Below are 24,468 nucleotides of genomic sequence, written 5' to 3' on the forward strand. Positions count from 1 at the left end.
CCCGAACATCCGCATGGCATGCACGGCGCTGCGGCGATAGGGTTGACGGCTCCGGATGCCTACCGCGCCGCCATGGACCGCATGCACGGTCCGATGATGCGAGGCATCACCAATGCTGATCCCGATGCGGCCTTCGTGCTCGGCATGATCCCACACCATCAAGGCGCAGTCGACATGGCCGAGATCGTCCTCAAGTTCGGCAAGGATTCTCGAAACCAGCACTTTGCTCGCGAGATCGTCGACACCCAAAGGCGAGAGATCGGCGAGATGCGCGCATGGCTCAGTCAGAAGAACATTCCGCAACCGTGAGGAAGGGCGATGAGCGCGACAGGCTCCGTCGTCCTGATTGGTCCCGCTTGAGCGCAACAGATGCTCGGCAGGAACAAACATCACGTCAGTAAGCAGCCAGCTCTTCTATCGATCCAAGCTCTTACGAAAGCACTGAGCAGTCCACAAACGGTGCGGCCAACCCAGCAGTTCGCTCTCCATCACGACAGGCCGGGGGTTACCCCAAGCCGACCGAGGCCAGGTAGCTTGAGCGCCGGGCGTCGGATGTCGATGCCGAGAACGGCGCCGAAGAAATTGATCTCCAGACCTTCGACCCAGCCGAGCGAGAAGCCGATGTATCCGGCAAGCGAGGCGTAGATGCCCGTGCCGGACGCCGTTACGCCGAACCATTTGCCGGTGTACGGGAAGTCCTTGCCGATCGCGGTCGGTGGCAGGACGGCCCGGAGCTCAGGGACGGAATCGAGTGCGGCCTGCACGAAGGTGTTCGAATTGGGCCCAGGCCAGACGCTGTAATCTCCATAGGATCGAAACCTGTAGTTTTCGACCACATGCCTGATCTTCGGGATCAGCGCCTCCGCACGCTCGCCATCGACGGCCACGACGATTTCAGGCACAGCGCCGAACCATCGCCCGTCCGGAGCGAAGCCGTTGGTGCGGATCGGCTCGCCCCAGGCCGTGTAGTCGTACCTTGTGTAGGTCGGCGCATCTTTCTCTTTGACGACGATCCAGGTGTGAATCGCGAAGATGCCGCGCCATCTCACCGTTCTTGCTCCGAACACCCGGATGACGGCCTCACGGTGGTCGGTCGCGGAGGTCAATAGACCCGCGCTGGAGCGGTCGGCCGTTTGCCAGTTCTGGCGGCCATCATCCAGCCAAAAATATCTCGCCGCCGATGCGGCAAGCGGTGCGAAGAGGAGGAACAGAAAGATGAGCAACGGCTTTTTCAAGGGAGCGGTAACGGCGGGGATCTTCGACAAGCATATAGTTCGCATCGATGTCGACGCCATAGCCGCTGCCCCCGGTCGCCGAACGAGCCTGTCACCTCGGTCGGGCGGGCACGAGATCGATCGAGTTGTTCCGCAACGGATGGAGCACACGCATGGACATGAAGGAAGCCGCGGCAATGACGGAAGCCTCCGGGCTGACGGACGATCAGGGCGGCATGGAGCGGACTTCAGGCCCGCGGCCGGGTTCCGGAGAGCAAGGAGGAGCTTTTGCTCCGCAGGCCCGCACGCCGTCGCCAGAGCCGGCGAAGCGATGGGCCGACCAGTTGCGCGAGGTGACGGTGAGGGCGCCGTTACGGTCCTTGCTCGTCGCTTTCCTGGCCGGAGCATGGATCGCTCGCCGCCGCTAGGAACTGTGACAAGAAGCAAGCGGTTTCAGGCGCTGGCATAGGAAAGGGTGGACGATGAGACTTCTGGTTTTGGCCGCGACTGTCCTTCTGGGCACCATCTCGTTTTCCATGGCGCAAAGCTCAGGAGGCGGTTCGGGAGGTGCTTCCTCCGCTGGAGGGGCGGGCGCAACCGGTTCGGGCGGCGCTGGTGGCTCGACGCTCTCGAACGGGACGACGCTGAGCGGAACCGGCGGTTCGCCCGGGCCCAACACGCTCAATGCAAAAGGGCAGGGAACGACGGGCCAGAGACTCGGCGTGACCCCGTCCGGTCAGGAGGGCGGCGGATCTCGACCGTCTTACAACACGCCAGCCGCAAACGCCGCCGTCCAGCAGCTTGGAAACACCAACACGGGCATCCTTAAGAAGTAGCGGTGATCAAGGCGGCGTGCCCACTCGCTGTGGCGGCGGCGCTTTGACGTTCGCCCTGCAGTGGACCAGGAGCAGGCACCTGCAGGTCCAGATCGTTGAGCGACCGCAAGGGCTGCTCACCTGCATTGCAACTCGAGCCTTTTGAATCGGCCTGTGCAATTTCGGGCCTAATTGAGAAGGTGTTGGCTTCGCAGGAAGCCAATCGCGCTTGCGACGCCGTCTTCGACGCGGATCGCTTCGCCAAGGCGGTTCGCTCGCTGCTGAATCAACGGATTTCCGGTGGCCTCTGCGATCGCGGCGGCCAGCCAATCGGCTGAAAGGTTCCTCACTCCTCTTGATCTTGGTCCGACGCCCAGATCATCGATGCGCCTTCCCCAGAACGGCTGGTCGCCAAAGAAGGGACAAATGATATTCGGCTTGCCAGCTCGAAGCGCAGCCCCCGTAGTGCCGGCCCCGCCGTGATGGACGCAGGCCGACATCAGCGGGAACAACTGCGCATGCGGTGCGCCTTGGATGAAATGGACGTGACTGGCTCCGAGATCGCCTCGAAGAGCACCGCCGCCGACCGCTAGAACGCCGCGTTTCCCAGCCTTGGCCAATGCCTCCAGTACGAGTTTCGTCAGGGACGTCGGGTCGACACCTGGCATGCTGCCAAAGCCCACATAAACAGGCCGCTCATCGCCCTCTACGAAGCGCTGGAGTTGCGGGTCAGGCTGCCAAACGTCGTCGCCTCCCAGGAACCAGTACCCAGTCACCGCGACAGTATTCGGCCAGTCCGGCGGAACGGGCACGACATGCGGACTATAGGCGTAGAGCGTCGCGCGAGGCCGCAGCTTCTTCTCCGGCGTGTTTGCGAGGTGGAGCTCGGTGGCCCGCCATTCCCCGATCATCCCGCGAAAGAGGGCGTAGGCGCTGTGAGCCATCGCGCTGTGCGTGAGTCTGTTGAGGGGGCCAAGCGAGCGGAACGGCACGAGCGGGCTCGCGAACGCTGCTGTCGGTGTGAAGCCAGGCAGGGGAGAAGCCAGAACGGCAGGGCAGGATAACTTTTCTGCGATATGCGCCGCGGCGATGGCCTTCGGGTGATAGATGATCAGTTCTGGACGAAATCGTCGGGCGGCTTGCCATTCGGCGCTGAGCTGTTGGCGGCCGATCGGCCTGAACTGCTTCAGCATCCTGAAGCCAGCCATAAACCCCGCACCGCCCGCCATTGCCGCCTTGGCTTCCGGGGTTTCCAGGAGGGCGAGATATTCACTCGGAAGATGCGCGAAAGCGATGCCGCGGCTCACGACGAACGATTCGAACTGCGAGGGCGCGGCGATCAGCACTTCGTGCCCGGCCTGCTTCAGACCGAGCGCCAAGGCGAGATAGGGTTGCACGTCGCCGCGGGTGCCTAGTGTATGGATTGCGACTCGCATGCTTCTGACCATTGAGAAATGGATTGGGACGACAACCGCTGCTCAGACAAGCCGCTTCTGATGAAGCTTTGATCTCCCGGAAGGATCAAACTTGCTGGCGGCTCGATAGTTGTTTGTCCCTCCCCAGTTCACTGACCACACCCCACCCATGTGTCGCAATCGGGCGCGAGTTTCTGCTCACTGGTCAGACGCTCCGGTTTCGGGAGATCGAGAGATCGGCCGATAGTGTGACGGCCCGCCAGGCTTTATGTTTGAGCCTCATCGTTCAGCGACGCCAATGAGCGCGGTCGAGCTTATCGGCAGCACCGAACGACCATCGGCTCTGGCCCGCACCTCGGCAATCACCGCCGCCTTTTCGATGTCGTCCAGGCTGGTCCAGTCGGGCGACATGCCAAAGAGCGTGTCAGGCGCGTCGAGCGCCGCGACGTCGAGCAGATAATCATGAGTCACCGTGTCGATCCGGGGATTGCGATAGCCGGCAGCGACGAGGGCGCGGGCGAAATCGTCCGGATCGCTCAGGGCCTGAACGGCTTGAGGCATTGCCATGCCCGGCCGATCAGGGAACAGCTTTTGCCGCACTTCGCCCAACAGGAGGAAGGTCGCCGCGCCCCGATCCTGCCAGGTCGCAACCACGCCATGCCCGCCGGGGCGCGTCACCCGTCGCATCTCGGCCAAACCCTTGCGCCAATCGGGGAACATGATGACACCGAAGATCGAAAAGACGGCATCGAAATGTGCGTCGGGCAGGTCCAGCGCCTGTCCGTCCATGACCCGCGCCTTCACATTGGGCAGACCAGCAGCTGCGATGCATCCGACCATGCCGGGCGAGAAGTCGGTCGCCAGGACTCGTGCGCCGGTGCGAGCGGCTGCGAGGGCGAGCGCGCCGGTGCCGGCTGCCACGTCGAGAACATGACTCTGAGGCGTCAGGGTTACGCGCGCCAGCGCCTCCTCCGCAAACAGGGCGGTGAAGGGGTGCGCGGTCTCTCGATAATGCCTGGCTGCGCTGTCCCAGTGGTCTGGATCCTCAAACTGTTGCACGTCGGATACCTCACGAGTCATGTAACTTTATATGTATCATGACTGCGTGCCCTTGCCAATGATGGGATGCGTGCGAAAGATCAGCCGATGCGAAACGACAGCCGCCTTTCTCGAATGCTGCATGTGCTGCTCCACATGGCGCGACATGACGGCCCCATGACCTCGGAGGCGATCGGCACGATGCTGGGGACCAATCCGGTCGTCGTTCGCCGCACATTGGCGGGGCTGCGCGATGCGGGCTATGTCCGGTCGGACAAAGGGCATGGCGGCGGCTGGGTCATCGCGTGCGACCTCGAGCGCGTGTCACTTCTCGATGTCTATCGTGCGGTTGGTGGTCCCCGGCTATTTGCGATCGGGAACGAGCATTCCAATCCAGACTGTGCGATCGAGCAACTCGTCAACGCAGCGGTGGACGATGTCCTTCGCGATGCCGAAGCATTGCTGGTCGAACGGTTGGGCGCGGTGAGCCTCGCAGACTTGAGCAAAGGTCTCGACGCGCGCTGCGCAGGCGATCCCAGGTGGCAGCTCGAACGGGTTGGCCGCTAAAGCTCTCTTCTTGTCGTAATTCCGGCTGCTCCGGCCAATGCCGAGAAGTGAAGCGTCTTCTTGCCATGGGGCATTCAGCGAGGCGCGCCGTTCGTCCGCAGGGATCGCACGAAATCGATCACGGCCAGCACCACGACGCAGACAACGATGATGATGAGCGGAATGGCCTTGATCCAGACCAGCAGGATTCCAAGAAATGCGATCATGAGCGCGAGGCCGATGAGTCCGGTGATCAGATTGGTCATCGCACTTTCCTTTTCTCCGCGCCGGGAGCCGAGTTCGATCCGGCGCTCGGGGCGTTGCGCCGACCGCTGCCACGCATGCGCCCAATGGTCTTGATCAGCCAGTGCGCCGTGCGCAAGAGGCGGGCGTCGTTGCCGCGGCGGCCGACGAGCTGGGCGCCCAGCGGAAGGCCCGTTTCTGAACGCATCAAGGGCAGGCTGATGGCGGGCACGCCGAGATAGGTCCAGAGCGAGCAGAAGACCGGATTACCCGTCGTTTCGATTGCGGGCGCCGCGCCCGGTGCCGCGGGCGTCAGGATGGCGTCGTATTCATCGAAAACGTGGTCCAGGGCCTGGTTGAGCGGCGCAATCCCGGCCAGAGCGTTGCAATAATCCGCCGCAAGATGCGCGCGGCCGCGCGCGATCGCCTGGCGTAGCCGCGTGCTCAGTCTGTCGCCGCCGCGTTCGTCATCGCGCCGCAGATTGTGCGCCATATCGACTTCCATGATGATGCGGTGCATGTCGACGGCCCCGTCGAAGCTCGGCCCAAGCTCGACCTCGCTGCACGCTTCGCCCAAAGCGTCGACGAGCTCGGCAAAGGCTTCACGCGTCTCCGGCTCGGCCTGATCCCAGACCGGAGAGCGCACGAAGGCAAATCGCGGCGGCAACGGCGGCTCGCTCGCCGCGACCGCAGAAAACGGCGGGCGTGCAACAGGCCGGGTGTCCGGATCCTCCGGGTCGAAGTCGACCATGACCTCCGCCAGCAGGGCCGCGTCCTCGACGTTGCGCCCGAACACGCCGACATGATCGAGCGTGCGCGACAATTGGAGCGCGCCGCTGCGTGGAATGAGACCATGCGTGGGCTTGAAGCCGACCACGCCGCAGAAGGCGGCAGGGCGGATCACCGAGCCGTTGGTCTGCGAGCCGATGGCACCCGGCACCATCAGCGCCGCGACGGCCGCGGCGGAGCCCGAGGACGATCCGCCGGGGGTGTGATTTGGGTTGTGCGGATTTCGGGTCTTGCCCGGATTGTAGTACGCGTACTCGGTGGTCACCGTCTTGCCGAGGATCACCGCTCCAGCCGCCCGCAGACGCGCCACGGCCGCCGCATCGCGCCGCGGCGTGCGTCCGGCCCACAGCTCCGATCCGAATTCGGTCGGCATGTCGCCGGTGTCGAAGATATCCTTGATGCCCACGGGCACGCCATGCAGCGGGCCTGTGGCCTTGCCGTGCTTGCGATGATCGTCGGCCGCCTCGGCCTGCCGCATCGCGTGGTCGCGATCGAGAAACGCCCACGCCTGGATATCGCGATCGACCTCATCGATGCGCCTGAGGCAGTCGCCGACGAGCTCCACCGAGCTGAGCCGGCCGTCGCGGATGCCGGCCGCGGCGTCCGCGAGGCCGAGCGCGTTGAGACTCATGCGCAGCCTCTCGTCGGTTTGCCGGGTCCGCTCATCGCGCCCCATAGAGATAGCTCGGCAGCCACAATGCGATCCCCGGGAAGATGTAGACTAGTGCCATGGTGAGGAAGACCAGGCCGACGAACGGAAGCGCGCCGGAGAAGATGTCGGTCAGCTTGACCTCGGGCGGCGCCACGCCCTTCAGATAGAAGGCGGCCATCGCGACCGGCGGCGTGTTGAAGGCCGTCTGCGTGTTCAGTGCGACCAGGATGCCGAAGAAGATCGGATCGATGCCGTACTGCGGAAGCAGCGGCAGGAAGATCGGCACGAAGATGATGATGATCTCGGTCCATTCCAGCGGCCAGCCGAGCAGAAAGATGATGATCTGGGTCAGCAGCAGGAACTGGATCGGCGAAAGGTTCATCGAAGTGAAGAACTGCTCGACCACCGATTGTCCGCCAAGGACGGCAAACACCGCCGAAAACGTCCAGGATCCAATGAAGAGGTAGCAGACCATCGCCGTGGCGCGCACGGTCAGGTACACGGATTCGCGTATCATCTCGTAGTTGAGCGAACGATAGGCAGCCGCCAGCACGATGCTCATGAGGGCTCCCACCGCGGCCGCTTCCGAGGGCGTCGCGAGCCCAAACAGGATCGCGCCGAGCACCGAAACGATCAGCAACGCGAGCGGCAGGAACGACGTGGCAAGCGCCCAGATGACCTTCGAGGTCGGCACGTCGGTCTGCTCGCGCGGCAGCTTCGGCGCGAGCGCGGGATTGATGATCGCGCGCGTCATCGCATAGAGGACATACAAGCCGGCCAGCATGAACCCCGGAAAGAACGCCGCCGCGTAAAGCTTGACCGCCGAGACGCCGGCAGTCGCCGCATAGACGATCAGGAGAATGCTCGGCGGAATCAGGATGCCGAGGCAGCCACCGGCGCAGACGACGCCCGCCGACAGCTTGGCGTCGTAGCCCGCTCGCAGCATCGCCGGCAATGCCAGCAGCCCCATCAGCGTGACGACGGCACCGACGATGCCGGTGGCGGTCGCGAACATGGCGCAGGTGATCAGCGTGGCCACGGCAAGTGCGCCCGGCACGTTCTTCATCGACAGCTGCAGCGAGTAGAACAGGCGGTCGAGGATGTTTGCGCGCTCGATCAAATAACCCATGAACAGGAATAGCGGAACCGCCACCAGCACGTCGCTGGATGTGACCTCGAACGTCTTCTGCACCAGAAGCGTGAAGATACGGTTCTGAAAGAAGTCCTGACCGGGGGTGTAGTAGGCATAGTAGCCGAACGAGACGCCCATCGCCATCAGCGTGAAGGCGATCGGGAAGCCGAGCATGATGATGAAGATGAAGAGGCCCAGCATCAGCATGCCGAGTTGAGGATCGGTCATGCGCCTGGTCCCTTCTCACTCTGCGGCTCAGCCGCGTGCTGCTGATGTTCGCGGATGACGAGGCTCTCGGTCTCCTCCACGTCGTGCAGGCGCTGCGGCCATCGACCGGTGCGGATGCACAGCACGCAGCGGATGATCTCGGCGACCCCTTGCAGGAACAGAAGGAAGCCGGTGAGCGGAATCAGCGCCTTCAGTGGAAACACGGGAACGCCGGCCGGACTGAAGATGCTGACTTCGCGGAAGCGCACCGACATCTGGGCGTAGTTCCAGCCCGAATACATCAGCGCCGCGATCGCCGGCAGGAAGAACAGGATATACAGGACGAGGTCCATCGTCGCCTGGGTGCGCGGCGACCAGAGGCGGTAGACCACGTCGGCGCGGACATGGCCGTTTCGCGAGAGCGTGTACGCGCCGGCCATCAGGAACATCGCGCCGTAGGTGATGTAGCTGATGTCGAAAGCCCAGGTGGTCGGCGCACGCAGCACGTAGCGCACGAACACCTCGTAGCTGACTCCCAGGGTGAGGACGAGGATCAGCCAGGCGAACGCCTTGCCCACCCACGTGCTGAGCTCATCGATGAAGAACAGGAATTTCGTCATGCGAGCTGAACTCGCTGCGAGCAGTCCATCCGGATGTCCCCCTCCAACTCGTGGGCGGCGCTTCAATTGCGCCGCCCTCGCGATAAGACCTGACGCGATCCCCCGCGACAGCCGTCAGACCTTGAGCACGCCCGGGAAGTGATGCTCGAAGGCGCCGCGGTAGTCCGTCGCGTTGTTCATGTTGTAGTAAACCACGCGGCGCACCCATTCCTTCTGCGAGTCCATGACCTTCTTCATGAACGGATCCGAGCCGAGCTGGGCGATCAGACCGTCCCACGCCTTGATCTGCGCGTCGAACACCGACTTCGGTGTGCGCTGGACGTTGACCTTGTCCTTGTTGATCAGCTCCTGCAGGTCCTTCGAATAATAATCCATGGCCTTCCATTCGTTGGCGGAGGACACGGCCTCGGCGGCGTATTGCAGGATCGCCTGCTGTTCCTTCGGCAGCGCGTTGAATTTCGTCCGGTTGAACATGATCTCGAAATATTCCGTCGCCTGATGATGGCTGCCCATCATGTAGTTCTTGGCGACATCCTGCGCGCCGAAGCGCCGGTCCGAGGTCGGATTGTTGAACTCAAATCCGTCGATCACGCCGCGCTCCATCGCGGGCACGATCTCGCCGCCGGGCAGCTGCGCGACCGATGCACCCATCGCCTGGAAGAGATCGGCGGCCAGACCGACCGTGCGATATTTCAAGCCCTTGAGATCGGCGTCGCTGGTGATCGGCTTCTTGAACCAGCCGAGCGGCTGGGTCGGCATCGGCATGGCGAAGAAGCTCTTGATGTTGACGTTCATGATCTTGGTCTGGAGTTCCTCGAACAGCTCCTTGCCGCCGCCGTTGTGGATCCAGCCAAGGCCTTCGTTGGCGTTGAAGCCGAACACCGGGCCGGTGCCGAACAGCGAGGCGGCCTTGTGCTTGCCGTACCAGTACACCGTCACCGTGTGTGCCGCGTCGATCTGGCCGCCATGAACGCCGTCGAAGACCTGGAACGGATGCACGACCGAGCCGCCGACCAGATAGTCAATGCGCAGCCGGCCTCCGGCCATATCGTTGACGCGCTTCACATAATCTTCGGCCATCTCGTTGAAGACATCGGCCTTGCCCCACGAGCCCTGCATCTTCAGGGTCGCTGTCTGCGCCCGGCTGACTTGCGGCATGGCGATGGTGGCAGCGCCGGCCGCGCCGGCGGTCAGCAGGAATTTGCGACGAGTTGTTCTGGTCTTTTCGGACTTTGCAGTCATGGACGTCCTCCCTGGCGGCCTGATTGTTCGAACGCGTTTCGACGCGCTTGTCGTTGTGAACCGCTGGAGGTATGCCGCATTCCAGCGACTTTGATCACAGTTTGGACGCATTGCCGGCATCCGACAAGCCCCGGTGTCGCATTATTGGTCTTAGACGTTCGACTCCAAGCAGCCGGATATTCACGCGCATGTCGCGGCGCAGCAAAGATGCAGCCGGACTTCTGCCAGTGGTGCCCGCCCGATGCGATTCTGGAAAATTTCGCGGCTCCTCAGGGCTCGCGTGCCGTCATAGGATCGGATCATCCGGGCTTCATTTCCAAGCCCGTTCGTTGTGAACTCGACCTTGGCGGCGGAAGCAGATCTGGACATCCAGCCCGGCCGTTGCCGCGAACAAAAGCACAGAGGGGGGATCATCATGCTTGCGTTGTCACGCCGCGATTTCCTGGCACTCTCGACGGCGGCCGCCGCCGTCGGCCTCGCCGCGCCCGCGCGCGGGGCGATGGGGCCGAACGACAAGTACGATCTGGTGATCCGCGGCGGCGAGGTGCTCGACCCCAGCCAGTCGCTGCGCGCCAGGCGCGATATCGGTATCCGCTGGGGCACGATCGAGGCGGTCCAGGAGACGATCCCGGCCGAGCGCGCGCTGAAGAGCATCGACGCCTCGGGCAAGCTGGTGATGCCCGGCCTGATCGATCTGCATTGTCACGTCTATCCCTACGGCTCGGCCATCGGCATTCCCGCCGACGAGCTGGTCCAGTTCCAGGGCACGACGACCGTCGTGTCGGCGGGCGATGCCGGCGTCAACAATCTGGCGGCGTTGCGCCGCTTCATCGTGGCCCAGACGCGGGCGCGGATGTACGCCTTCGTCCACATCGCCAATAACGGCCTGTCGGCGTTCCCGGTCGCCGAGCTCCACAACATTGATACAGCGCAGACCGAAGCCTGCGCCATGGCACTGGCCGAGAATTCGGACTTCCTGCTCGGGGTCAAGGTGCGCATGTCGGAAAACGTCATCTTCAAGCATGGGCTCGAGCCGCTCAAGCGCGGCATCCAGGCGTGCGAGATGTGCGGCTGGCCGGCGAAGATGATGGTACATATCGGCGGCGTCGAATCCAAGGAGCTGATGTCGCAAATCCTCGACCTGATGCGCCCGGGCGACGTGCTGACGCATGCCTATTCGGGCGCCCCGAACATGTCGAGCGTGTTCACGAATATCGTTCAGGACGGCAAGCTGCTGCCTGCGGCTCTCGCGGCCAAGCAGCGCGGCGTCATGTTCGACGTCGGGCATGGCGGCGGCAGCTTCGATTTCACCGTGGCGGAAGTGGCGATCCCCGGCGGATGCGCTCCTGATACCATCTCTTCGGACATCCACGTCTTCTCCGGCAATTCGCCGGGGATTCCCTTCCTGCCCAACGTCATGAGCAAGTTCATGACGCTCGGTTTCACGCTGGAGCAGGTGGTCGCAATGGCAACGACCGCGCCGGCGAAGATCATCAGCCGCGCGCCGAAGATCGGCACGCTGCAGGTCGGTGCGCCCGCCGACGTCGCGATCATGGAGCTGGTGGAGGGACCGGTCAGCTTCGTCGACACGCGCAACAACAGGAGGGAAGGGAAAGCCCACCTCAAGCCGATCCAGACCGTCATCAACGGCGTGCCGTTCGGGCGGCCGTATCAGGCGCCGTTCTCAGTAAGATAGAGAGGCGGCGCCGGTCTCAGGTCTCTTCGAGATTCGGCGAAAGTTCTTACAGGCCGAGCGTTGATCTCCGGGCCTTCGACCCAGCCGATGGAAAAGCCGACATATCCGGCAAGCGAAGCATAGATGCCCGTGCCGGACGCAGTTTGCCCGACCCATTTGCCCGTAGGCCCCGAACCGAGCGGTCACGAGCGAATGGGCTGAATCCCGGCCTGTCCCGGGCTTCCCCTCACGCCCCGTATGGCCTATGACGCTGCAACGCAAAAATCCCCCAAAAGTCACTCATGATCCGCCTCGACAACGTCAGCAAGCAAGCCGGCCACCAGATCCTGTTCATCGAAGCCTCCGCGGCCCTCAACAAGGGGGAGAAGATCGGTCTCGTCGGCCCGAACGGCGCCGGCAAGAGCACGCTGTTCCGGATGATCGCCGGCGAGGAACTGCCCGACGAGGGTCAGGTCTCCATCGATCGTGGCATCACCATCGGCTATTTCAACCAGGACGTCGGCGAGATGAGTGGCCGCAGCGCGGTGGCCGAGGTGATGGACGGCGCCGGCCCCGTCAGCGAGGTCGCGGCTGAATTGCGCGAGCTCGAGGCCGCCATGGCCGACCCCGACAAGGCCGACCAAATGGACGAGATCATCGCCCGCTATGGCGAGGTGCAGCACCGGTTCGAGGAGCTCGACGGCTATGCGCTCGACGGCCGCGCGCGCGAGGCGCTCTCCGGCCTCGGCTTCAGCCAGGAGATGATGGACGGGGATGTCGGCAAGCTGTCCGGCGGCTGGAAGATGCGTGTGGCGCTGGCGCGCATTCTCCTGATGCGCCCCGACGTCATGCTGCTCGACGAGCCGAGCAACCATCTCGATTTGGAAAGCCTGATCTGGCTGGAAAAATTCCTGCACGATTACGAAGGCACGCTTCTGATGACCTCGCACGACCGCGAGTTCATCAACCGCGTGATCTCCAAGGTGATCGAGATCGATTCCGGCTCGCTCACCACCTACACCGGCGATTACGAATTCTACGAGCAGCAGCGGGCGCAGAACGAGAAGCAGCAGCAGGCGCAGTTCGAGCGCCAGCAGGCCATGCTCGCCAAGGAGATCAAGTTCATCGAGCGCTTCAAGGCGCGCGCCTCGCATGCGGCCCAGGTGCAGAGCCGGGTCAAGAAGCTCGACAAGATCGAGCGGGTCGAGCCGCCGCGCCGCCGCCAGAGCGTCGCGTTCGACTTCCTGCCGGCGCCGCGCTCGGGCGAGGACGTCGTCGCACTCAAGAACGTGCACAAGGGCTATGGCTCAAAGCGCATCTATGACGGGCTGGACTTCATGATCCGCCGTAAGGAGCGCTGGTGCGTGATGGGCGTCAACGGCGCCGGCAAGTCGACGCTGCTCAAGCTGGTTGCCGGTGCGAGCGAGCCGGACGAGGGCACCGTGGCGCTGGGCGGCAGCGTCAAGATGGGCTATTTCGCCCAGCACGCGATGGATCTGCTCGACGGCGAGCGCACCGTGTTCCAGTCGCTGGAGGACGCGTTTCCGACGGCGGGGCAGGGCTCCTTGCGCGCGCTCGCCGGCTGCTTCGGCTTCTCCGGCGACGACGTCGAGAAGCGCTGCCGCGTGCTCTCGGGCGGCGAGAAGGCGCGCCTCGTCATGGCCAAGATGCTGTTCGACCCGCCGAACTTCCTGGTGCTGGACGAGCCCACCAACCATCTCGACCTCGCCACCAAGGAAATGCTGATCAACGCGCTGTCGGATTTCGAGGGCACCATGCTGTTCGTCTCGCACGACCGGCATTTCTTGGCGACGCTGTCGAACCGCGTGCTGGAGCTGACGCCGGAGGGCATCCACCAATATGGCGGCGGCTACACCGAATATGTCGCGCGCACCGGGCAGGAGGCGCCGGGGTTGCGGAGCTAGTCATGGCTTTTGCCCGTCAGTCTGGCGACGGTCTCGATTTCGTTGGTCCAAATGCCGCCGGAATAGCTTTGCGGAAGGCGGGCGAGCAATTCCGCCGTGTCGACGCCCGTAGAAAACCCGCCGCCGCTGTAGGGGCCGAGCACGAACGCGGCGCTGTTGACGCCATTCATGCGTGCGAGGAAGCGATCGGGCCAGCCCCATAGCCAGGGGGCGACGTTGATTGGCACCAGCACCATCGCGTTGCGGCAAGCCTGCGGGACGAGGCCTGTCCAGCCGTAGCCGATATAGCGGACCAGGCAGCTTCGGATGGCTGCGCGCGAGATCGTGCGGACATCCGGGACGAGGCGACGGATCACGTCGATGGGCTCGTCGCCGCCATAGACCATGATGGTGCTGCGCCTCCCGGCCGGCAACGCGGTCAGCACGCCGGCAAGTTTCTCGCCTTCGTCCGGGTCCCGGCTCTTCACGTTGATGAGCAACTGCTTGTCGGAGAAGGCAGCGAACACCTCCGACAATGTCGGCATCATGCCGACGCCCTTGCCGCGGAACGGGAAGGTCTTGCCGCCGTCGGCGGTGTAGCCGTAGCCGATATCGAGCGTCTTCAGCTTTGCCATGCTCTGCGCGCGGGTGACGCCGAGGCCGTCGGTCCGGCAGTCGAGCGTCCAGTCATGGAAGACGGCGAACTCGCCGTCATTGGTCGGGTGCACGTCGAGCTCGACGATGTCGGCACCGGCCGCGAAGCTCGCGCGCATCGAGCGCAGCGTGTTTTCGAGATAGTCGTGCACCGGCGGCAGCATCCGCGCGGCGGTGCAGGTATCGTTCTTCAGGTCGCGTTCATCGAACCGCTGCGCCATGCCGCGATGGGCGAGCAGCACCGGCTTGCCGTCCCGATGTGGCGCCAGAAGGCTTGTATTGTTGACGTAAATTGCAGCTGCGACGGCGATCATGATCGCCGCGGTCACTTTCAGTTTCCTGCCCACCAGACATTCCTCATTCCATGATCATCATCCTCAGTGTTTGAGGTCGATTTGCGGCACCCCGCGCAAGACGTCCCGGCACGGTCGGCGTCTTGAATGCCTCCCGTTCGTTCGTTACGCTTCGCAAAATGGGAACGAACAACCATGAAGCAGCTGCGGATCGGCGACATCACCATCGATGCGGTGATCGAGCGGGAGGGGCCGTGGCGGCGGCCCCAGGACTTTTTCCCGACCTATGACGAAGACGTCTTCAAGCGCCATCTGCCGACGATGGAGCCGGAGGTGTTCGATGCCGCGCGCGGCATGATGGTGATCACCTACCAGACCTTCGTGGTCCGCACGCCGCGTTACACCATCCTTGTCGACACCTGCACCGGTGAGGACAAAGGCCATCCGCCGCCGTTCGATTTCCCCGGCAAGGCGCGCTGGCGCAATGAGCTGTTTGCGCTCGGCATCGGCTTTGAGCAGATCGACTACGTGTTCTGCACGCATCTGCACATCGACCATACCGGATGGAACACGACCCTGCGCGACGGCCGTTGGGTGCCGACGTTCCCGAATGCGAAATATATTTTCCACAAGGGCGAGTATGCGGCCTGGGAAGCCGAGCATGCCAAGGGCAACAATCCGCCTGGCACCGTCTTTCGCGACAATTGCCGGCCGGTCGCCGAGGCCGGGCAGGCGCTGCTCGTCGACGACGACTACGCGCTCGACGACACCGTTACGCTCACGCCGACGCCGGGGCATTCGCCGTGCCATTGTTGCGTGAACATTCTTTCGAAGGGCCAGCGCGCCGTGGTCGCGGGCGACCTCATGCACCACCAGATTCAGTGTCGTGAGCCGGATTGGTCGGCGAAGCCGGATTGGGATGCGAAGCTGTCGACGGTGTCGCGACGAAAGTTCTTCGCCTCTGTTGCCGACACCGACACGCTGATCCTGCCGATCCATTTTCCGACGCCCACGGTTGGCCTGATCAAGCCGTTCGGCGCGGCGTTCGATTATCGTTTCAAGCGCGACTAGGCTCTAATAGGTGTAGAACATCCGCTGAATGTCCTTGGTGTCGCTCGTCTTGGTCAACGCCAGCATCAGCAGAATGCGCGCCTTCTGGGGATTGAGCGTATCGGAGACGACGAAGTCGTGCTCATCGTCCTTGGCCTCGCCATTGCGCGCGACGATGCCGTTGCCGACGCGGCTGCTGCGAAGGATCACCACGCCCTTCTTGCGGGCATCGTCGAGCGCCGGCTCGACCGCCGGGCGGGCGAGGCTGCCGTCGCCTACGCCGGCATGCACGATCCCCTTGGCGCCGGCGGCGACAAAGGCGTCGATCGCGACCCGGTTCATGTTGGCGTAGCCGTAGACGATGTCGACCTGCGGCAGGACATCGAGCTTGGATACGTCGAATTCGGAATCCGCCGTGTGCCGGCGGGTCGTTTGGCGATAGAAATACGGCTTGTTGCCTTGCATGTAGCCGAGAAAGCCGAGTTCAGGCGTGCGAAAGGTGTCTGCCGTGGACGTGTTGTTCTTGGTGACGTCGCGCGCGGCGTTGATCTGATCGTTGAGGGCGACGAGCACGCCTTTGCCGACGGCTTCTTCACTGCCTGCGAGGATCACCGCATTGAAGAGGTTGATCGGGCCGTCCGCGCTGATCGCGGTCGATGGCCGCATCGCACCGACGACGACCACAGGCTTCTTGCTCTTGACGACCAGATTGAGGAAATAGCTGGTTTCCTCGATCGTGTCGGTCCCGTGCGTGATCACGATCCCGTCCACGTCGTCCTGCGCGAGGAGCGTATTGACGCGCTTGGCGAGCTTCAGCCAATAATCATTGTTCATATTCTCGCTGGCGATCTGGAAGACCTGCTCGCCCTTGACGTTGGCCACGGTTTTCAACTCGGGGACGGCGTTCAAGAGGGTCTCGATGCCCACCGTGGCCGCGGTATACCCGATGACGGTGGTGCTGCTCGCCCCGCTGCCGGCGATCGTGCCGCCGGTTGCGAGAACCATGACGTTGGGCAGGCCGGGGCCTCTCGCGTTGGCAACGTCAACGATCATGAGCAGCGCAAAGAGCACGCTCATTATCGCCATCATGTGATCACGCACGCGGAACTGCAACATCTCGTCCATCCTTTGCTGGAAGCCTCGTTGATGCGCCCCGGTTCGCTCAGCGTCGCATCATCTGTCAGCCGCTGCGTTCTGTCTAGGGTCGCGGCGCGTTTGCTTTACGCGCTCGGCGCGTGTCGGAAACTGGCGGTGGGGAGGCACCAAAAAGCAAATGGCCGGGACATTCTCGCGCGAAGACGCGCTTCTGCCCGGCCATGACGGCATTTCGCTTGTGGCTTTGCTGAAAAAGCCGGGAACGGACTGCGCGTTACGCGCTGGTCTCGCACTTCTTCATGAAGCTGTTCTTGGCGGCGCCGGCGAGCGGCTTGCCGTCTGCGCTGACGGCCTTGGGCGCGCAGGCGTCTTCCTTGCACTTCTTCAGGAACGAAGTCTTGGCGGCGCCGGCCAGCGGCTTGCCGTCCTTGCCGACGGCCTTGCTCTCGCAGGTTTCTTGCGCAAGGGCCGAGCCCGCTGCGAAGGTGGCAACGATCGCAGCGAGGAAAATCCGTTTCATCATGGGGGTCTCCTGAACCAGAAATGGCCGGGAGAGTGGAGCCGGGAATCGTGGCGCAATCAAGCAGGATGAGCACTGGGCCGCCCGGTCGCCCGCTGATTTTTGCGCGCCAGCTCGGAAGATGTCGCCTCTGTTGCAGTGCTCGCTGACCGCATCGGGCGATCCTGCTAGCGTCGGTCCCTTGAGATGGAGAGGAAGCATCGTGATGGACGCCGCGATCCCGCACGACCAGGCAGCCGATCGGCATTCCCACCTGGTTCGACCCCAAGACATGGATTGGCAGAAGACGCGCTTTCCGGGCTGCGAGGCCAAGACGCTACTGTTCGATCGCCGTACGGGGCTGATGACCGCCTTGATGCGTTTTGCGCCAGGATCGGTGCTGCCCGATCACGAACATGTCGGCATCGAGCAGAGCTGGGTGATCGAAGGCGCGCTCGTCGACAAGGAGGGTCCGGCCAAGGGCATTGCCTGCAAGGCCGGCGAATTCATCTGGCGCGAGGCGGGGAGCCGGCATGCCGCCTGGTGCCCCGACGGCGCGTTGATCCTGGCGATCTTCCAGGTGCCGAACAAGTTTTTCGAGGCCGACGGCCGCGTGGTCGATGCCGCTGGCCAGGACTGGGATGAGACCTGGGGGCACACCGCGGCGCAGCGGGCGCAGAGCGCCTGATCGCCTTCACGCGCCGCGCATCAGCAGCGCCTTGAAGTCGGCCCGCGCGCGCTGCGCCTCAGTGCGCGCGACGTCGGAGGCGTCGCCCATGCCGAAATAGCCATGGATCAGGCCGGGGCCCTCATGGTGCTTGACCTTCACGCCGGCCGCCTCCAGCGCCCGCGCATAGGCGGCGCCTTCGTCGCGTAGGGGATCGAACCAGGCGGTGGTCACGACCGCGGGCGCGACGCCGGCCAAGGAGGCGGCCCGCAGCGGCGAGACGCGCCAGTCGCCGGCGTGTGCGGGATCGGCGAGATAATGGCCGCAGAACCATTCCATCGTCGCCCGCGTGAGGAAGTAGCCCTCGGCGTTCTCGCTGCGCGAGGGATAGCGCGCGTTCGCGCGCGCATCGGCATAAGCGCCGACGACGTCGGTGACCGGATAGACCAGCAGTTGCGCGGCGAGCTTGATGCCGGCCTCCCGGCAGGCGATCGCGCTCGTCGCTGCGAGATTGCCGCCGGCGCTGTCGCCGGCAACGCCGAAGCGCGTTGCGTCACCGCCAAATTCCGCCACGCGGCCAAACACGTCGCTGACCGCGGCGAAAGCATCCTCGAAGGCGCCGGGAAAGCGCGTCTCGGGCGGGCGGCGATAGTCGACGGAGACGACGACCGCGCCGGTCTCGATCGCAAGGTTGCGCGCCTGCCGGTCGTGGGTTTCGAGATCGCCCGCAACCCAGCCGCCGCCGTGGAAGAACACCACCGTCGGCGCCGGCGTGGCGCCGACCCGATAGACCCGTGCGGGAAGCAGACCGGCGCCGCCTTTCACGTTGATATCCTCGACGCTATCGACGGGCGGCGGCGGAATGGCGGCACGCGAGGCAGCCAGTGCGCGCAAGGAATCGCGGGCGCTCTGTGGCGTCATGACCGTGGGATCGCGCATCGGCATGAGCGGAATGATCTGGGCGATGACGGGATCGAGCGGTGCGGCCATGGGCTTTCCTCACAGGGTTCTTGGTCTTGCTTGGTCATTAGCATAGGTTTTGCGGGCCGCATCGGCAACCGGCGTGCGTCGCAAGGCCGGACGAACGGGCAGGGAGGTTCACGAGGTGGAATTCGAGACGCTGGTCCAGTCGCGCCGCAGCGTGCGTGGCTTCAAGAACGAGCCGGTGCCGCGCGCGGTGATCGAGGCGATCATCGAGAGCGCCAAGCGCGCGCCCTCGTCGATGAACACCCAGCCCTGGCATGTCCATGTGCTCACGGGTCATCCGCTGGAGGAGGTGCGTCGCCGCAACATGTCGGAGATGGCCGGCGGCGCCAAGGTCAAGCGCGACATCGTCAGCCATGGCGAATACCAGGGCGTGCATCGTACCCGGCAGGTCGACATCGCCAAAAAGCTTTTCGGCGCGATGGGAATCGCGCGCGACGACAAGCCGATGCGGCAGGACTGGGTGCTGCGCGGCTTCCGCCAGTTCGACGCGCCGGTCTCGCTGGTGCTGACCTATGACCGCGTGCTCGATCCCGGCGCGGTCTGCCACTTCGATCTCGGCGCGCTCTGCTACGGCATCGTGCTCGCGGCGTGGGACCGCGGGCTCGGCTCGGTCATCAACGGGCAGGGCATCATGCGCTCCGACATCGTGCGCGAGGTCGCCGAGATTCCGGAGGACGAGGTCATCATGACCTGTGTCGCGATGGGCTATCCCGACGACGGCTTTGCCGCGAACGCCGTGCGCTCGGACCGCGAGCACAACCACCAGTTCGTGCGTTACGTGGGTTTTGCCGATTAGCACGAGCAAGAGGAGATTATTCTCTGGCGGAAAATTTTTGGTGCGGTGTCGCGAGTGGCCTCTTGCAATCTCGAAGTCGCGGGAGGAACAATATGCGGACTGAGAGGTTTGTTGCTGGCGCGAGGGAATTGATATGCGGCGGCTGGCTAGCCTGGTTCGGCGGTTCTTCGGTCCGCGACTGCGGCCCAAGATCGATGATGATCCGAGTCTTCCTTTCACACCCGAAGAGTTCGGCCGGCTGATTCGCAGCGGCCGGCACGAGGACATGAAGCTGCTGGCCGACGGGCTGGCCTGCCGCTCCATCCCGCGCCGCGCCAGCCATCGTGCGACGCATTAGGCTGCGCTCGAGACGGGTCACAGCGCTCACCGCGTGAGCGCGACCTGCTTGAACGCGCGGACTAGCGCCTTCTCCAGCTTGCCTGTCATCTCGCACAGAACGTCGTAGGCCTCCGCGCGCGGCATGGTCGGCTTGTAGTGCCGGTGCTCGATCAGGGCTGCGAAGATGTCCGAGATCGTTAGAATCCTGACGATATCGCCAATGCTCTCGGCGCAGAGCGCATCGGGATAGCCGCTCCCGTCGAGGTACTCGTGATGATGGCGGACGGCATCGAGAATCTCCGGCGAGATCCCGTCATGGTCCTTGAGAAACGTATGGCCGGCGGCGGGATGCGTTTCGATCAGCGCGCGCTCGGCGGCATCGAGGCGGCCCGGCTTGTCGAGGATGGCGAGCGGAATCTGCGCCTTGCCGATGTCATGGAACATGGCCGCCGAGTAGAGACGTTCCAGGTCGGCTCTGCCGACGCCAAGGCTCAGACCGAAGTCGATGGCGACACCGGTGACGAGCAGGCAATGCTGATAGGTTCCTTCGTGGTGCCGCCGCACCGTCATGAGCCACTCCGTCAGGCCATGCCGGGTGATGCGATCGGCGATCTGGCGCCCCGCTTCCTTGGTGGCGTTGACGTCAAGCGGCTGGCCCAGGGTGACGGAGGTAAACATGGATGCGATCGCGGTCGCGGCGGTCTCGACGGCAGTGTCGGCCTGCGCGCTCTCGCGCGACGCGGCCGAGAGCGGATCAGGCGGATCGGACAGCGCCGCCAGCAGCCTCGCCCGGTTGATGGTGCCCGGCAGGACCAGCGTCGCTCCAAGCGCATAGGCCTGCGAAACGGCGACATGCGAGGTGTGCTCCAGCAGGAAAATCCGCTTCTTCGCCTTTGCGAGCTTGCCCGCCCGTTTCTTGATCGCCGCGATATTGTCGACATCGCGAAGCTCGGCGCGAATGACGATGGCGGACGGCACCTCTGACAGCTTGGCCTCGGCGTCCAGCCGCTCGCCCGCGACGGCGAAGCGTTGCTCGAGGAGCGAGCACACACCGGCCAGCTTGTCGGACGTGTCGGCCAGCACATGAACGAATGGGCGTGGCGCTGCAGCGACCGCGACGCCGCCAAGGCTGGTGGGTTTGAGTGTGGTTTGCGCGTTCTGCACGGATATGCCCCGGAATAGCGCGGGCTCCAATCGATGGGTCGAATTCTCGGTCTATTTGGCCTGATCGGAGCTCTGCGCTGCGGCAGCCGGCGTAATCGCCTGCTTCTTCTTGCTTTGTGCGGTGACGAAGTGGATGCCAGCGGTGGTGCCGTCGATCCAGACCAGCTCGCAGCGCCGGTAGGCCAGGCCCGTCGACGACAGCAGCATGAAGAATTCCTTGGCCTGAAGCACATCCAGCGTGCCCTCGACCTCGACCTTCGCGCCCGTCTGCGAGACGTCGAGCAGGACGCAGCTGCGCCGCCAGGTGCCGTCGGATCCCATGAGATTGACCGGCTGCCTGTGGTCCATTTTCACGCGAAAGGCTTTGCGACCGTCGAACTTCATCGGCTAACCCCCATCTTTTTTGCGTCGCGCTGTCCCCGACCGCACTCCTTGGCGTTTGCGGCAATTTCGCCCCACCGCACCGTCCACTGGCTGGTCGACAGCAGCAGCGTCTCGAAAATGTGCTGCGCGCGTTCGCGCTCGGCGAAAGAAAGCCGTGTGCCGCAGCGGTTGCTCAGGATGGCGAGCGTGGTCTGCCAGTTCAGCCGCGAGGCGCGGCAGGCCATGACGAGAGCCTCGCAATCCTCGTCGGTCATGACATGTTCGACGATCTCGATGGGAGCGCCCGAAAGCACCGACAGCGCGGTGATGAGGTTGGCGGTCTCGCCGCGGATGGCGAAGCGGTTCACCGTGGAATCGTTCAGCTTGCCGATGCGGCTGAGTGCAACGATCTCTGGCCGTGCGCTTGCATAGGCGGCCGCGGAGGGTAGCTTGGTGACGATGGGTGCGGCCGTTGCGGCTTGAAGCGAGACGGTAGCGTTCGGCCCGATGCCGGATTTCGGCGCCGGCGAGGCCGACAGCAACTTCCGCATGACTGTGTCGGGCGTGTCGGGCCTGAGCGCCAGTGCCTTGGTGAGTTCGTCATCCACAAGGCACTTCTCAACCAGCGCAACGTAAGCGGCTTCGGAGAATCTTGCCTCGCTGTTGCCGATCAGCGCAAGACAAACGCTGGAAGTGCCACCCTTGATCAGCGTCTCCATCACCCGTGGATCGATCGGCGCGCGGCCGGCGATGGCACATTGCTGCCGTACGCCGCTTGCGGCTGCGATCAGTGTGAGATCGGCCGTGGACAATGACTGCGAGCGGAGCAAAACGGGGCAGGCGACTTCCGGATCGCGGTGCGAGGCGAGACGTCGCACGGTGTCCGGCGGAGCCGCCTTGAGCTCTGCGAGCGCCGTGCTGGCATCGATCAGCGTGCTGGCCTCAACCCGCTCGATCAGTCGCAGCAGGACGCCGTCGACCACATCGGCGAGCAATTCCTGGGATCGACCACGGCTGCTTGTGAGCAGTTGCAAAAGGCCCAAGAGGATGCGGGCGCACCGGTCCAGCGGACACGTTGCAACCGCGTTCTCCAATTCGGCCAGATTGTCGGCAGGCGAATTTGCCGTCATGGCAGGAGCCTGAAATGAAATAAATTGCACAATCAAACGACGGTTATTCCGCCGCAAAGGCGTTAATTTGAATCTTAAATGGCAACGGCTTCGGTATTGGCGCACCGCCTCAATCGCAGGAAACGCTATCGAAATTCGGCGAGACAGGGTTGTCCCGGATTGTTCTTTCAACCGGCCCGTCTCCAATTGATCAGGGCACGTTAGGATCGATTCTAACGAAATAACCGAAGGAGGCAGCGAACGGCACCCCGCGGCCGGACGCACATTCAGAGCGGCGCGGCATTTTTCGTATTTCCATGAACAGCATTGACGATGTGCCGAGGTCGGCACTCAAAACATTTCGTTTTTCAGACGTCGACGAATTTCGAAGCGCTATACGCGGGCTGAATTTCGAATTCACCCCTTTTGTGCGGAAGATTTCGGCTGAGCAGACGATCTTGGCCTTACCGGGCTGCGACGTGAATTTGACGCGCGCGTTTCCGCGGGTGGTTGACGCACAACTCGTGGAGAATTGCACGGCGATCGGCTTCACGATGGATGATCTCAACGTGCCAATTCGCTTTAACGGCTCGCAACGGGCGCGACCCGCCGTGGTCATTGGCAGCGGCGGGGCGGCCTACACCACCATCGAGGAGGTGCAGCGGCAAATCGCCTCGGTGGTTTTCCGGCCCGAGGTGAGGGATCGTGGCTGGCCGCCCACGCTCTCGAGCTTCAAGATTTTTGAAATCTCCACGGCCGGCTTGCAGCGGTTGCGCGGCGTGGTTAGGGAGGTGCTGGCCGAGGCGGCCGGGCCGATTTCGGCACCGGAACTCTTGTTGAAGGGCGCGGCGATGAAGGAGTCCTTGCTCGGGGCCGTCGACGAGGCGTTTGCAACGATCGTTCCGGCCCGCTGGACCTTTGCACCCAACGACGGACGGAATTTCAGGCTATTCCAGGACATCCGCGCGCTGTTGTCTGACGACCTGTCGGAGCCGATTTATAGCGACGAGATCGCGCGCAGGCTCGGACTGTCCGTTCGCACCATGCACGACGTCGTGCGCCGCTATCGCGGCATGAGCCTGCACCGCTATTTGCGTCTGCATCGGCTGTGGCTGGTGCGTCGGCGCCTTCTCGCCGGGGCCGATAGCGTCAAGGCGGTCGCGCTGGCGTATGGCTTCTGGCATCTCAGCGATTTCTCAAGAAGCTACCGCGACCAGTTCGGCGAGACGCCGTCGCAAACACTGGGCCGTGGTCGCGGAAGGTAGTGCGACAAATCGGGTAGGGCTGGACGCCGGTTTCGTGCTACCGTCCGGCCATGAGCAATCGCATTCTCGTTCTCTACGGTTCTTACCGTTCCGACCGCATGGGCATCCGCCTTGCGAATTTCGTCATCAACCGGCTGCGCGATCGCGGCGAGGACGTCGAATTCATCGACGCCAAGGCGATCGGGCTGCCGATGCTGGACCGGATGTACAAGGAACATCCCAAGGGCTCGGCGCCGGAGGCGCTGGAGAAGCTGGCCGGGCAGATCCGCGGCGCCGACGGATTCGTCTTCGTCACCGGCGAGTACAATTGGGGCATGCAGCCCGGGCTGAAGAACCTCACCGACCATTTCCTGGAGGAATGGTTCTGGCGCCCGGCCGCGATCGTGAGCTATTCGGCCGGCCGGCTGTCCGGCGCGCGCGCAGCGACCGCCTGGCACGGCACGCTCTCGGAGATGGGCATGGTGGTGATATCGAGCACCATCGGTGTCGGCCCGATCGCGCAGACGCTGTCGGACGCCGGCGAGCCGATCGGCGACGGCGGCAAGGCTCTGGAGCGCTCGTTTCCGCGCTTCGCCGACGATCTGACCTGGTGGATCGAGGCGGCGAAAGCACAGCGCGCGCGCAAGGCGCCGCCGTATTGAGGTCGCGTAGCCTGGATGGAGCGACAGCGTAATCCAGGGTCTCGCGCGTCAACGGCACTGTCCCGGATTGCGCTG

General features: G+C 63.8%; 26 protein-coding genes. 11 read left to right on the forward strand and 15 right to left on the reverse strand.

The window, feature by feature from the left end:
- Nucleotides 1-18 precede the first annotated feature (18 nt).
- Nucleotides 19-309: a CopM family metallochaperone gene (copM, locus tag I6F28_RS16005; RefSeq protein ID WP_225140301.1), complete on the forward strand. Its 291-nt coding sequence runs from the start codon at nucleotides 19-21 to the stop codon at nucleotides 307-309.
- A 179-nt stretch (nucleotides 310-488) separates the two neighbouring features.
- On the opposite strand, the gene I6F28_RS16010 is transcribed toward copM, so the two are convergent.
- On the reverse strand, nucleotides 489-1,223 hold the full coding sequence (locus tag I6F28_RS16010) for a DUF3750 domain-containing protein (protein WP_225126006.1): 735 nt from the start codon (nucleotides 1,221-1,223) through the stop codon (nucleotides 489-491).
- 164 nt (nucleotides 1,224-1,387) lie between these two features.
- Between I6F28_RS16010 and I6F28_RS16015 the strand changes: the two genes are divergently transcribed.
- Nucleotides 1,388-1,642, forward strand: coding sequence for a hypothetical protein (locus tag I6F28_RS16015; RefSeq protein ID WP_036022803.1), 255 nt, complete (start codon nucleotides 1,388-1,390; stop codon nucleotides 1,640-1,642).
- A gap of 575 nt (nucleotides 1,643-2,217) precedes the next feature.
- Here the strand turns inward: I6F28_RS16015 and I6F28_RS16020 are convergent.
- A complete protein-coding gene (locus I6F28_RS16020; RefSeq protein ID WP_478209834.1) occupies nucleotides 2,218-3,477 on the reverse strand; it encodes a glycosyltransferase in 1,260 nt (419 codons plus the stop codon).
- A gap of 246 nt (nucleotides 3,478-3,723) precedes the next feature.
- Entirely contained in the window at nucleotides 3,724-4,524 is an 801-nt protein-coding gene (locus I6F28_RS16025; protein WP_225140302.1) for a class I SAM-dependent methyltransferase, read from the reverse strand.
- Between the two features lie 66 nt (nucleotides 4,525-4,590).
- Between I6F28_RS16025 and I6F28_RS16030 the strand changes: the two genes are divergently transcribed.
- Nucleotides 4,591-5,049, forward strand: coding sequence for an Rrf2 family transcriptional regulator (locus I6F28_RS16030; RefSeq protein WP_036000430.1), 459 nt, complete (start codon nucleotides 4,591-4,593; stop codon nucleotides 5,047-5,049).
- A gap of 74 nt (nucleotides 5,050-5,123) precedes the next feature.
- Here the strand turns inward: I6F28_RS16030 and I6F28_RS16035 are convergent, their stop codons facing one another.
- The 5 genes from I6F28_RS16035 to I6F28_RS16055 all read right to left on the reverse strand — a co-directional run bounded on the left by I6F28_RS16035 (nucleotide 5,124) and on the right by I6F28_RS16055 (nucleotide 9,913).
- Entirely contained in the window at nucleotides 5,124-5,294 is a 171-nt protein-coding gene (locus I6F28_RS16035) for a hypothetical protein (RefSeq protein ID WP_157284651.1), read from the reverse strand.
- Complete coding sequence (locus I6F28_RS16040) at nucleotides 5,291-6,691, reverse strand: amidase (RefSeq protein WP_225114118.1); 1,401 nt, start codon at nucleotides 6,689-6,691, stop codon at nucleotides 5,291-5,293. The genes I6F28_RS16035 and I6F28_RS16040 overlap by 4 nt, the downstream gene beginning before the upstream one ends.
- A 31-nt stretch (nucleotides 6,692-6,722) precedes the next feature.
- Complete coding sequence (locus tag I6F28_RS16045) at nucleotides 6,723-8,072, reverse strand: TRAP transporter large permease (protein WP_036000352.1); 1,350 nt, start codon at nucleotides 8,070-8,072, stop codon at nucleotides 6,723-6,725.
- Nucleotides 8,069-8,671: a TRAP transporter small permease subunit gene (locus tag I6F28_RS16050; protein ID WP_025035930.1), complete on the reverse strand. Its 603-nt coding sequence runs from the start codon at nucleotides 8,669-8,671 to the stop codon at nucleotides 8,069-8,071. Before I6F28_RS16050 ends, I6F28_RS16045 begins: the two co-directional genes overlap by 4 nt.
- 114 nt (nucleotides 8,672-8,785) lie before the next feature.
- Entirely contained in the window at nucleotides 8,786-9,913 is a 1,128-nt protein-coding gene (locus I6F28_RS16055; RefSeq protein WP_036000349.1) for a TRAP transporter substrate-binding protein, read from the reverse strand.
- 415 nt (nucleotides 9,914-10,328) lie between these two features.
- Here I6F28_RS16055 and I6F28_RS16060 point away from each other — a divergent pair, with 415 nt between their 5' ends.
- Both I6F28_RS16060 and I6F28_RS16070 read left to right on the forward strand, forming a co-directional pair.
- On the forward strand, nucleotides 10,329-11,609 hold the full coding sequence (locus I6F28_RS16060; protein ID WP_225114117.1) for an amidohydrolase family protein: 1,281 nt from the start codon (nucleotides 10,329-10,331) through the stop codon (nucleotides 11,607-11,609).
- 281 nt (nucleotides 11,610-11,890) lie between these two features.
- Entirely contained in the window at nucleotides 11,891-13,513 is a 1,623-nt protein-coding gene (locus I6F28_RS16070) for an ABC-F family ATP-binding cassette domain-containing protein (protein ID WP_109143956.1), read from the forward strand.
- Here the strand turns inward: I6F28_RS16070 and I6F28_RS16075 are convergent.
- Entirely contained in the window at nucleotides 13,510-14,493 is a 984-nt protein-coding gene (locus I6F28_RS16075; protein ID WP_370141197.1) for a glycerophosphodiester phosphodiesterase family protein, read from the reverse strand. The two genes, I6F28_RS16070 and I6F28_RS16075, sit on opposite strands and share 4 nt — an antisense overlap.
- Before the next feature lie 141 nt (nucleotides 14,494-14,634).
- On the opposite strand from I6F28_RS16075, the gene I6F28_RS16080 reads away from it, so the two are divergent.
- Nucleotides 14,635-15,510: an MBL fold metallo-hydrolase gene (locus I6F28_RS16080; RefSeq protein WP_225140303.1), complete on the forward strand. Its 876-nt coding sequence runs from the start codon at nucleotides 14,635-14,637 to the stop codon at nucleotides 15,508-15,510.
- Between the two features lie 3 nt (nucleotides 15,511-15,513).
- Here the strand turns inward: I6F28_RS16080 and I6F28_RS16085 are convergent, their stop codons facing one another.
- A complete protein-coding gene (locus I6F28_RS16085; RefSeq protein WP_225140304.1) occupies nucleotides 15,514-16,566 on the reverse strand; it encodes a type II asparaginase in 1,053 nt (350 codons plus the stop codon).
- A gap of 292 nt (nucleotides 16,567-16,858) precedes the next feature.
- Nucleotides 16,859-17,107, reverse strand: coding sequence for a hypothetical protein (locus I6F28_RS16090; protein ID WP_036000331.1), 249 nt, complete (start codon nucleotides 17,105-17,107; stop codon nucleotides 16,859-16,861).
- Between the two features lie 202 nt (nucleotides 17,108-17,309).
- Between I6F28_RS16090 and I6F28_RS16095 the strand changes: the two genes are divergently transcribed.
- On the forward strand, nucleotides 17,310-17,771 hold the full coding sequence (locus I6F28_RS16095) for a cupin domain-containing protein (RefSeq protein ID WP_036000328.1): 462 nt from the start codon (nucleotides 17,310-17,312) through the stop codon (nucleotides 17,769-17,771).
- 6 nt (nucleotides 17,772-17,777) lie between these two features.
- Here the strand turns inward: I6F28_RS16095 and I6F28_RS16100 are convergent, their stop codons facing one another.
- The gene (locus I6F28_RS16100; protein ID WP_225140305.1) at nucleotides 17,778-18,740 is read right to left on the reverse strand and encodes an alpha/beta hydrolase; all 963 of its coding nucleotides are present in this window, start codon (nucleotides 18,738-18,740) and stop codon (nucleotides 17,778-17,780) included.
- 115 nt (nucleotides 18,741-18,855) lie between these two features.
- On the opposite strand from I6F28_RS16100, the gene I6F28_RS16105 reads away from it, so the two are divergent.
- Both I6F28_RS16105 and I6F28_RS16110 read left to right on the forward strand, forming a co-directional pair.
- Entirely contained in the window at nucleotides 18,856-19,533 is a 678-nt protein-coding gene (locus I6F28_RS16105; RefSeq protein WP_225114113.1) for a nitroreductase, read from the forward strand.
- Between the two features lie 133 nt (nucleotides 19,534-19,666).
- Nucleotides 19,667-19,870 carry a hypothetical protein gene (locus tag I6F28_RS16110; protein WP_036000317.1) on the forward strand — a complete coding sequence of 68 codons (204 nt, stop codon included), beginning with the start codon at nucleotides 19,667-19,669 and terminating at the stop codon, nucleotides 19,868-19,870.
- A gap of 26 nt (nucleotides 19,871-19,896) precedes the next feature.
- On the opposite strand, the gene I6F28_RS16115 is transcribed toward I6F28_RS16110, so the two are convergent.
- From I6F28_RS16115 to I6F28_RS16125, 3 genes are read right to left on the reverse strand one after another with little or no spacing between them, the layout of a single operon-like run.
- Nucleotides 19,897-21,015, reverse strand: a complete 1,119-nt coding sequence (locus I6F28_RS16115; RefSeq protein ID WP_225140306.1) for an HD-GYP domain-containing protein — start codon at nucleotides 21,013-21,015, stop codon at nucleotides 19,897-19,899.
- 51 nt (nucleotides 21,016-21,066) lie between these two features.
- A complete protein-coding gene (locus I6F28_RS16120; protein WP_036033812.1) occupies nucleotides 21,067-21,399 on the reverse strand; it encodes a PilZ domain-containing protein in 333 nt (110 codons plus the stop codon).
- Nucleotides 21,396-22,508, reverse strand: coding sequence for a DUF2336 domain-containing protein (locus I6F28_RS16125; RefSeq protein ID WP_225140363.1), 1,113 nt, complete (start codon nucleotides 22,506-22,508; stop codon nucleotides 21,396-21,398). The genes I6F28_RS16120 and I6F28_RS16125 overlap by 4 nt, the downstream gene beginning before the upstream one ends.
- A gap of 296 nt (nucleotides 22,509-22,804) precedes the next feature.
- On the opposite strand from I6F28_RS16125, the gene I6F28_RS16130 reads away from it, so the two are divergent.
- Nucleotides 22,805-23,752, forward strand: coding sequence for an AraC family transcriptional regulator (locus tag I6F28_RS16130; RefSeq protein WP_225125625.1), 948 nt, complete (start codon nucleotides 22,805-22,807; stop codon nucleotides 23,750-23,752).
- Nucleotides 23,753-23,802: 50 nt separating this feature from the next.
- Nucleotides 23,803-24,393 (forward strand): NADPH-dependent FMN reductase, encoded by a 591-nt coding sequence (locus tag I6F28_RS16135; RefSeq protein WP_036022824.1) that lies wholly within the window; start codon nucleotides 23,803-23,805, stop codon nucleotides 24,391-24,393.
- The last annotated feature ends 75 nt before the right edge of the window (nucleotides 24,394-24,468 follow it).

The organism is Bradyrhizobium sp. NBAIM14 (genome assembly GCF_020193895.1).
Lineage (GTDB): Bacteria > Pseudomonadota > Alphaproteobacteria > Rhizobiales > Xanthobacteraceae > Bradyrhizobium > Bradyrhizobium yuanmingense.

Bases quoted from the DNA above. Each gene is read 5' to 3' on its own strand.
- copM (WP_225140301.1), top strand. From the start codon at position 19: ATGCACGGCGCTGCGGCGATAGGGTTGACGGCTCCGGATGCCTACCGC.
- I6F28_RS16015 (WP_036022803.1), top strand. From the start codon at position 1,388: ATGGACATGAAGGAAGCCGCGGCAATGACGGAAGCCTCCGGGCTGACG.
- I6F28_RS16020 (WP_478209834.1), bottom strand. From the start codon at position 3,477: ATGGTCAGAAGCATGCGAGTCGCAATCCATACACTAGGCACCCGCGGC.
- I6F28_RS16025 (WP_225140302.1), bottom strand. From the start codon at position 4,524: ATGACTCGTGAGGTATCCGACGTGCAACAGTTTGAGGATCCAGACCAC.
- I6F28_RS16030 (WP_036000430.1), top strand. From the start codon at position 4,591: ATGCGAAACGACAGCCGCCTTTCTCGAATGCTGCATGTGCTGCTCCAC.
- I6F28_RS16035 (WP_157284651.1), bottom strand. From the start codon at position 5,294: ATGACCAATCTGATCACCGGACTCATCGGCCTCGCGCTCATGATCGCA.
- I6F28_RS16040 (WP_225114118.1), bottom strand. From the start codon at position 6,691: ATGAGTCTCAACGCGCTCGGCCTCGCGGACGCCGCGGCCGGCATCCGC.
- I6F28_RS16045 (WP_036000352.1), bottom strand. From the start codon at position 8,072: ATGACCGATCCTCAACTCGGCATGCTGATGCTGGGCCTCTTCATCTTC.
- I6F28_RS16050 (WP_025035930.1), bottom strand. From the start codon at position 8,671: ATGACGAAATTCCTGTTCTTCATCGATGAGCTCAGCACGTGGGTGGGC.
- I6F28_RS16055 (WP_036000349.1), bottom strand. From the start codon at position 9,913: ATGACTGCAAAGTCCGAAAAGACCAGAACAACTCGTCGCAAATTCCTG.
- I6F28_RS16060 (WP_225114117.1), top strand. From the start codon at position 10,329: ATGCTTGCGTTGTCACGCCGCGATTTCCTGGCACTCTCGACGGCGGCC.
- I6F28_RS16070 (WP_109143956.1), top strand. From the start codon at position 11,891: ATGATCCGCCTCGACAACGTCAGCAAGCAAGCCGGCCACCAGATCCTG.
- I6F28_RS16080 (WP_225140303.1), top strand. From the start codon at position 14,635: ATGAAGCAGCTGCGGATCGGCGACATCACCATCGATGCGGTGATCGAG.
- I6F28_RS16085 (WP_225140304.1), bottom strand. From the start codon at position 16,566: ATGAGCGTGCTCTTTGCGCTGCTCATGATCGTTGACGTTGCCAACGCG.
- I6F28_RS16090 (WP_036000331.1), bottom strand. From the start codon at position 17,107: ATGATGAAACGGATTTTCCTCGCTGCGATCGTTGCCACCTTCGCAGCG.
- I6F28_RS16095 (WP_036000328.1), top strand. From the start codon at position 17,310: ATGGACGCCGCGATCCCGCACGACCAGGCAGCCGATCGGCATTCCCAC.
- I6F28_RS16100 (WP_225140305.1), bottom strand. From the start codon at position 18,740: ATGGCCGCACCGCTCGATCCCGTCATCGCCCAGATCATTCCGCTCATG.
- I6F28_RS16110 (WP_036000317.1), top strand. From the start codon at position 19,667: ATGCGGCGGCTGGCTAGCCTGGTTCGGCGGTTCTTCGGTCCGCGACTG.
- I6F28_RS16120 (WP_036033812.1), bottom strand. From the start codon at position 21,399: ATGAAGTTCGACGGTCGCAAAGCCTTTCGCGTGAAAATGGACCACAGG.
- I6F28_RS16125 (WP_225140363.1), bottom strand. From the start codon at position 22,508: ATGACGGCAAATTCGCCTGCCGACAATCTGGCCGAATTGGAGAACGCG.
- I6F28_RS16130 (WP_225125625.1), top strand. From the start codon at position 22,805: ATGAACAGCATTGACGATGTGCCGAGGTCGGCACTCAAAACATTTCGT.
- I6F28_RS16135 (WP_036022824.1), top strand. From the start codon at position 23,803: ATGAGCAATCGCATTCTCGTTCTCTACGGTTCTTACCGTTCCGACCGC.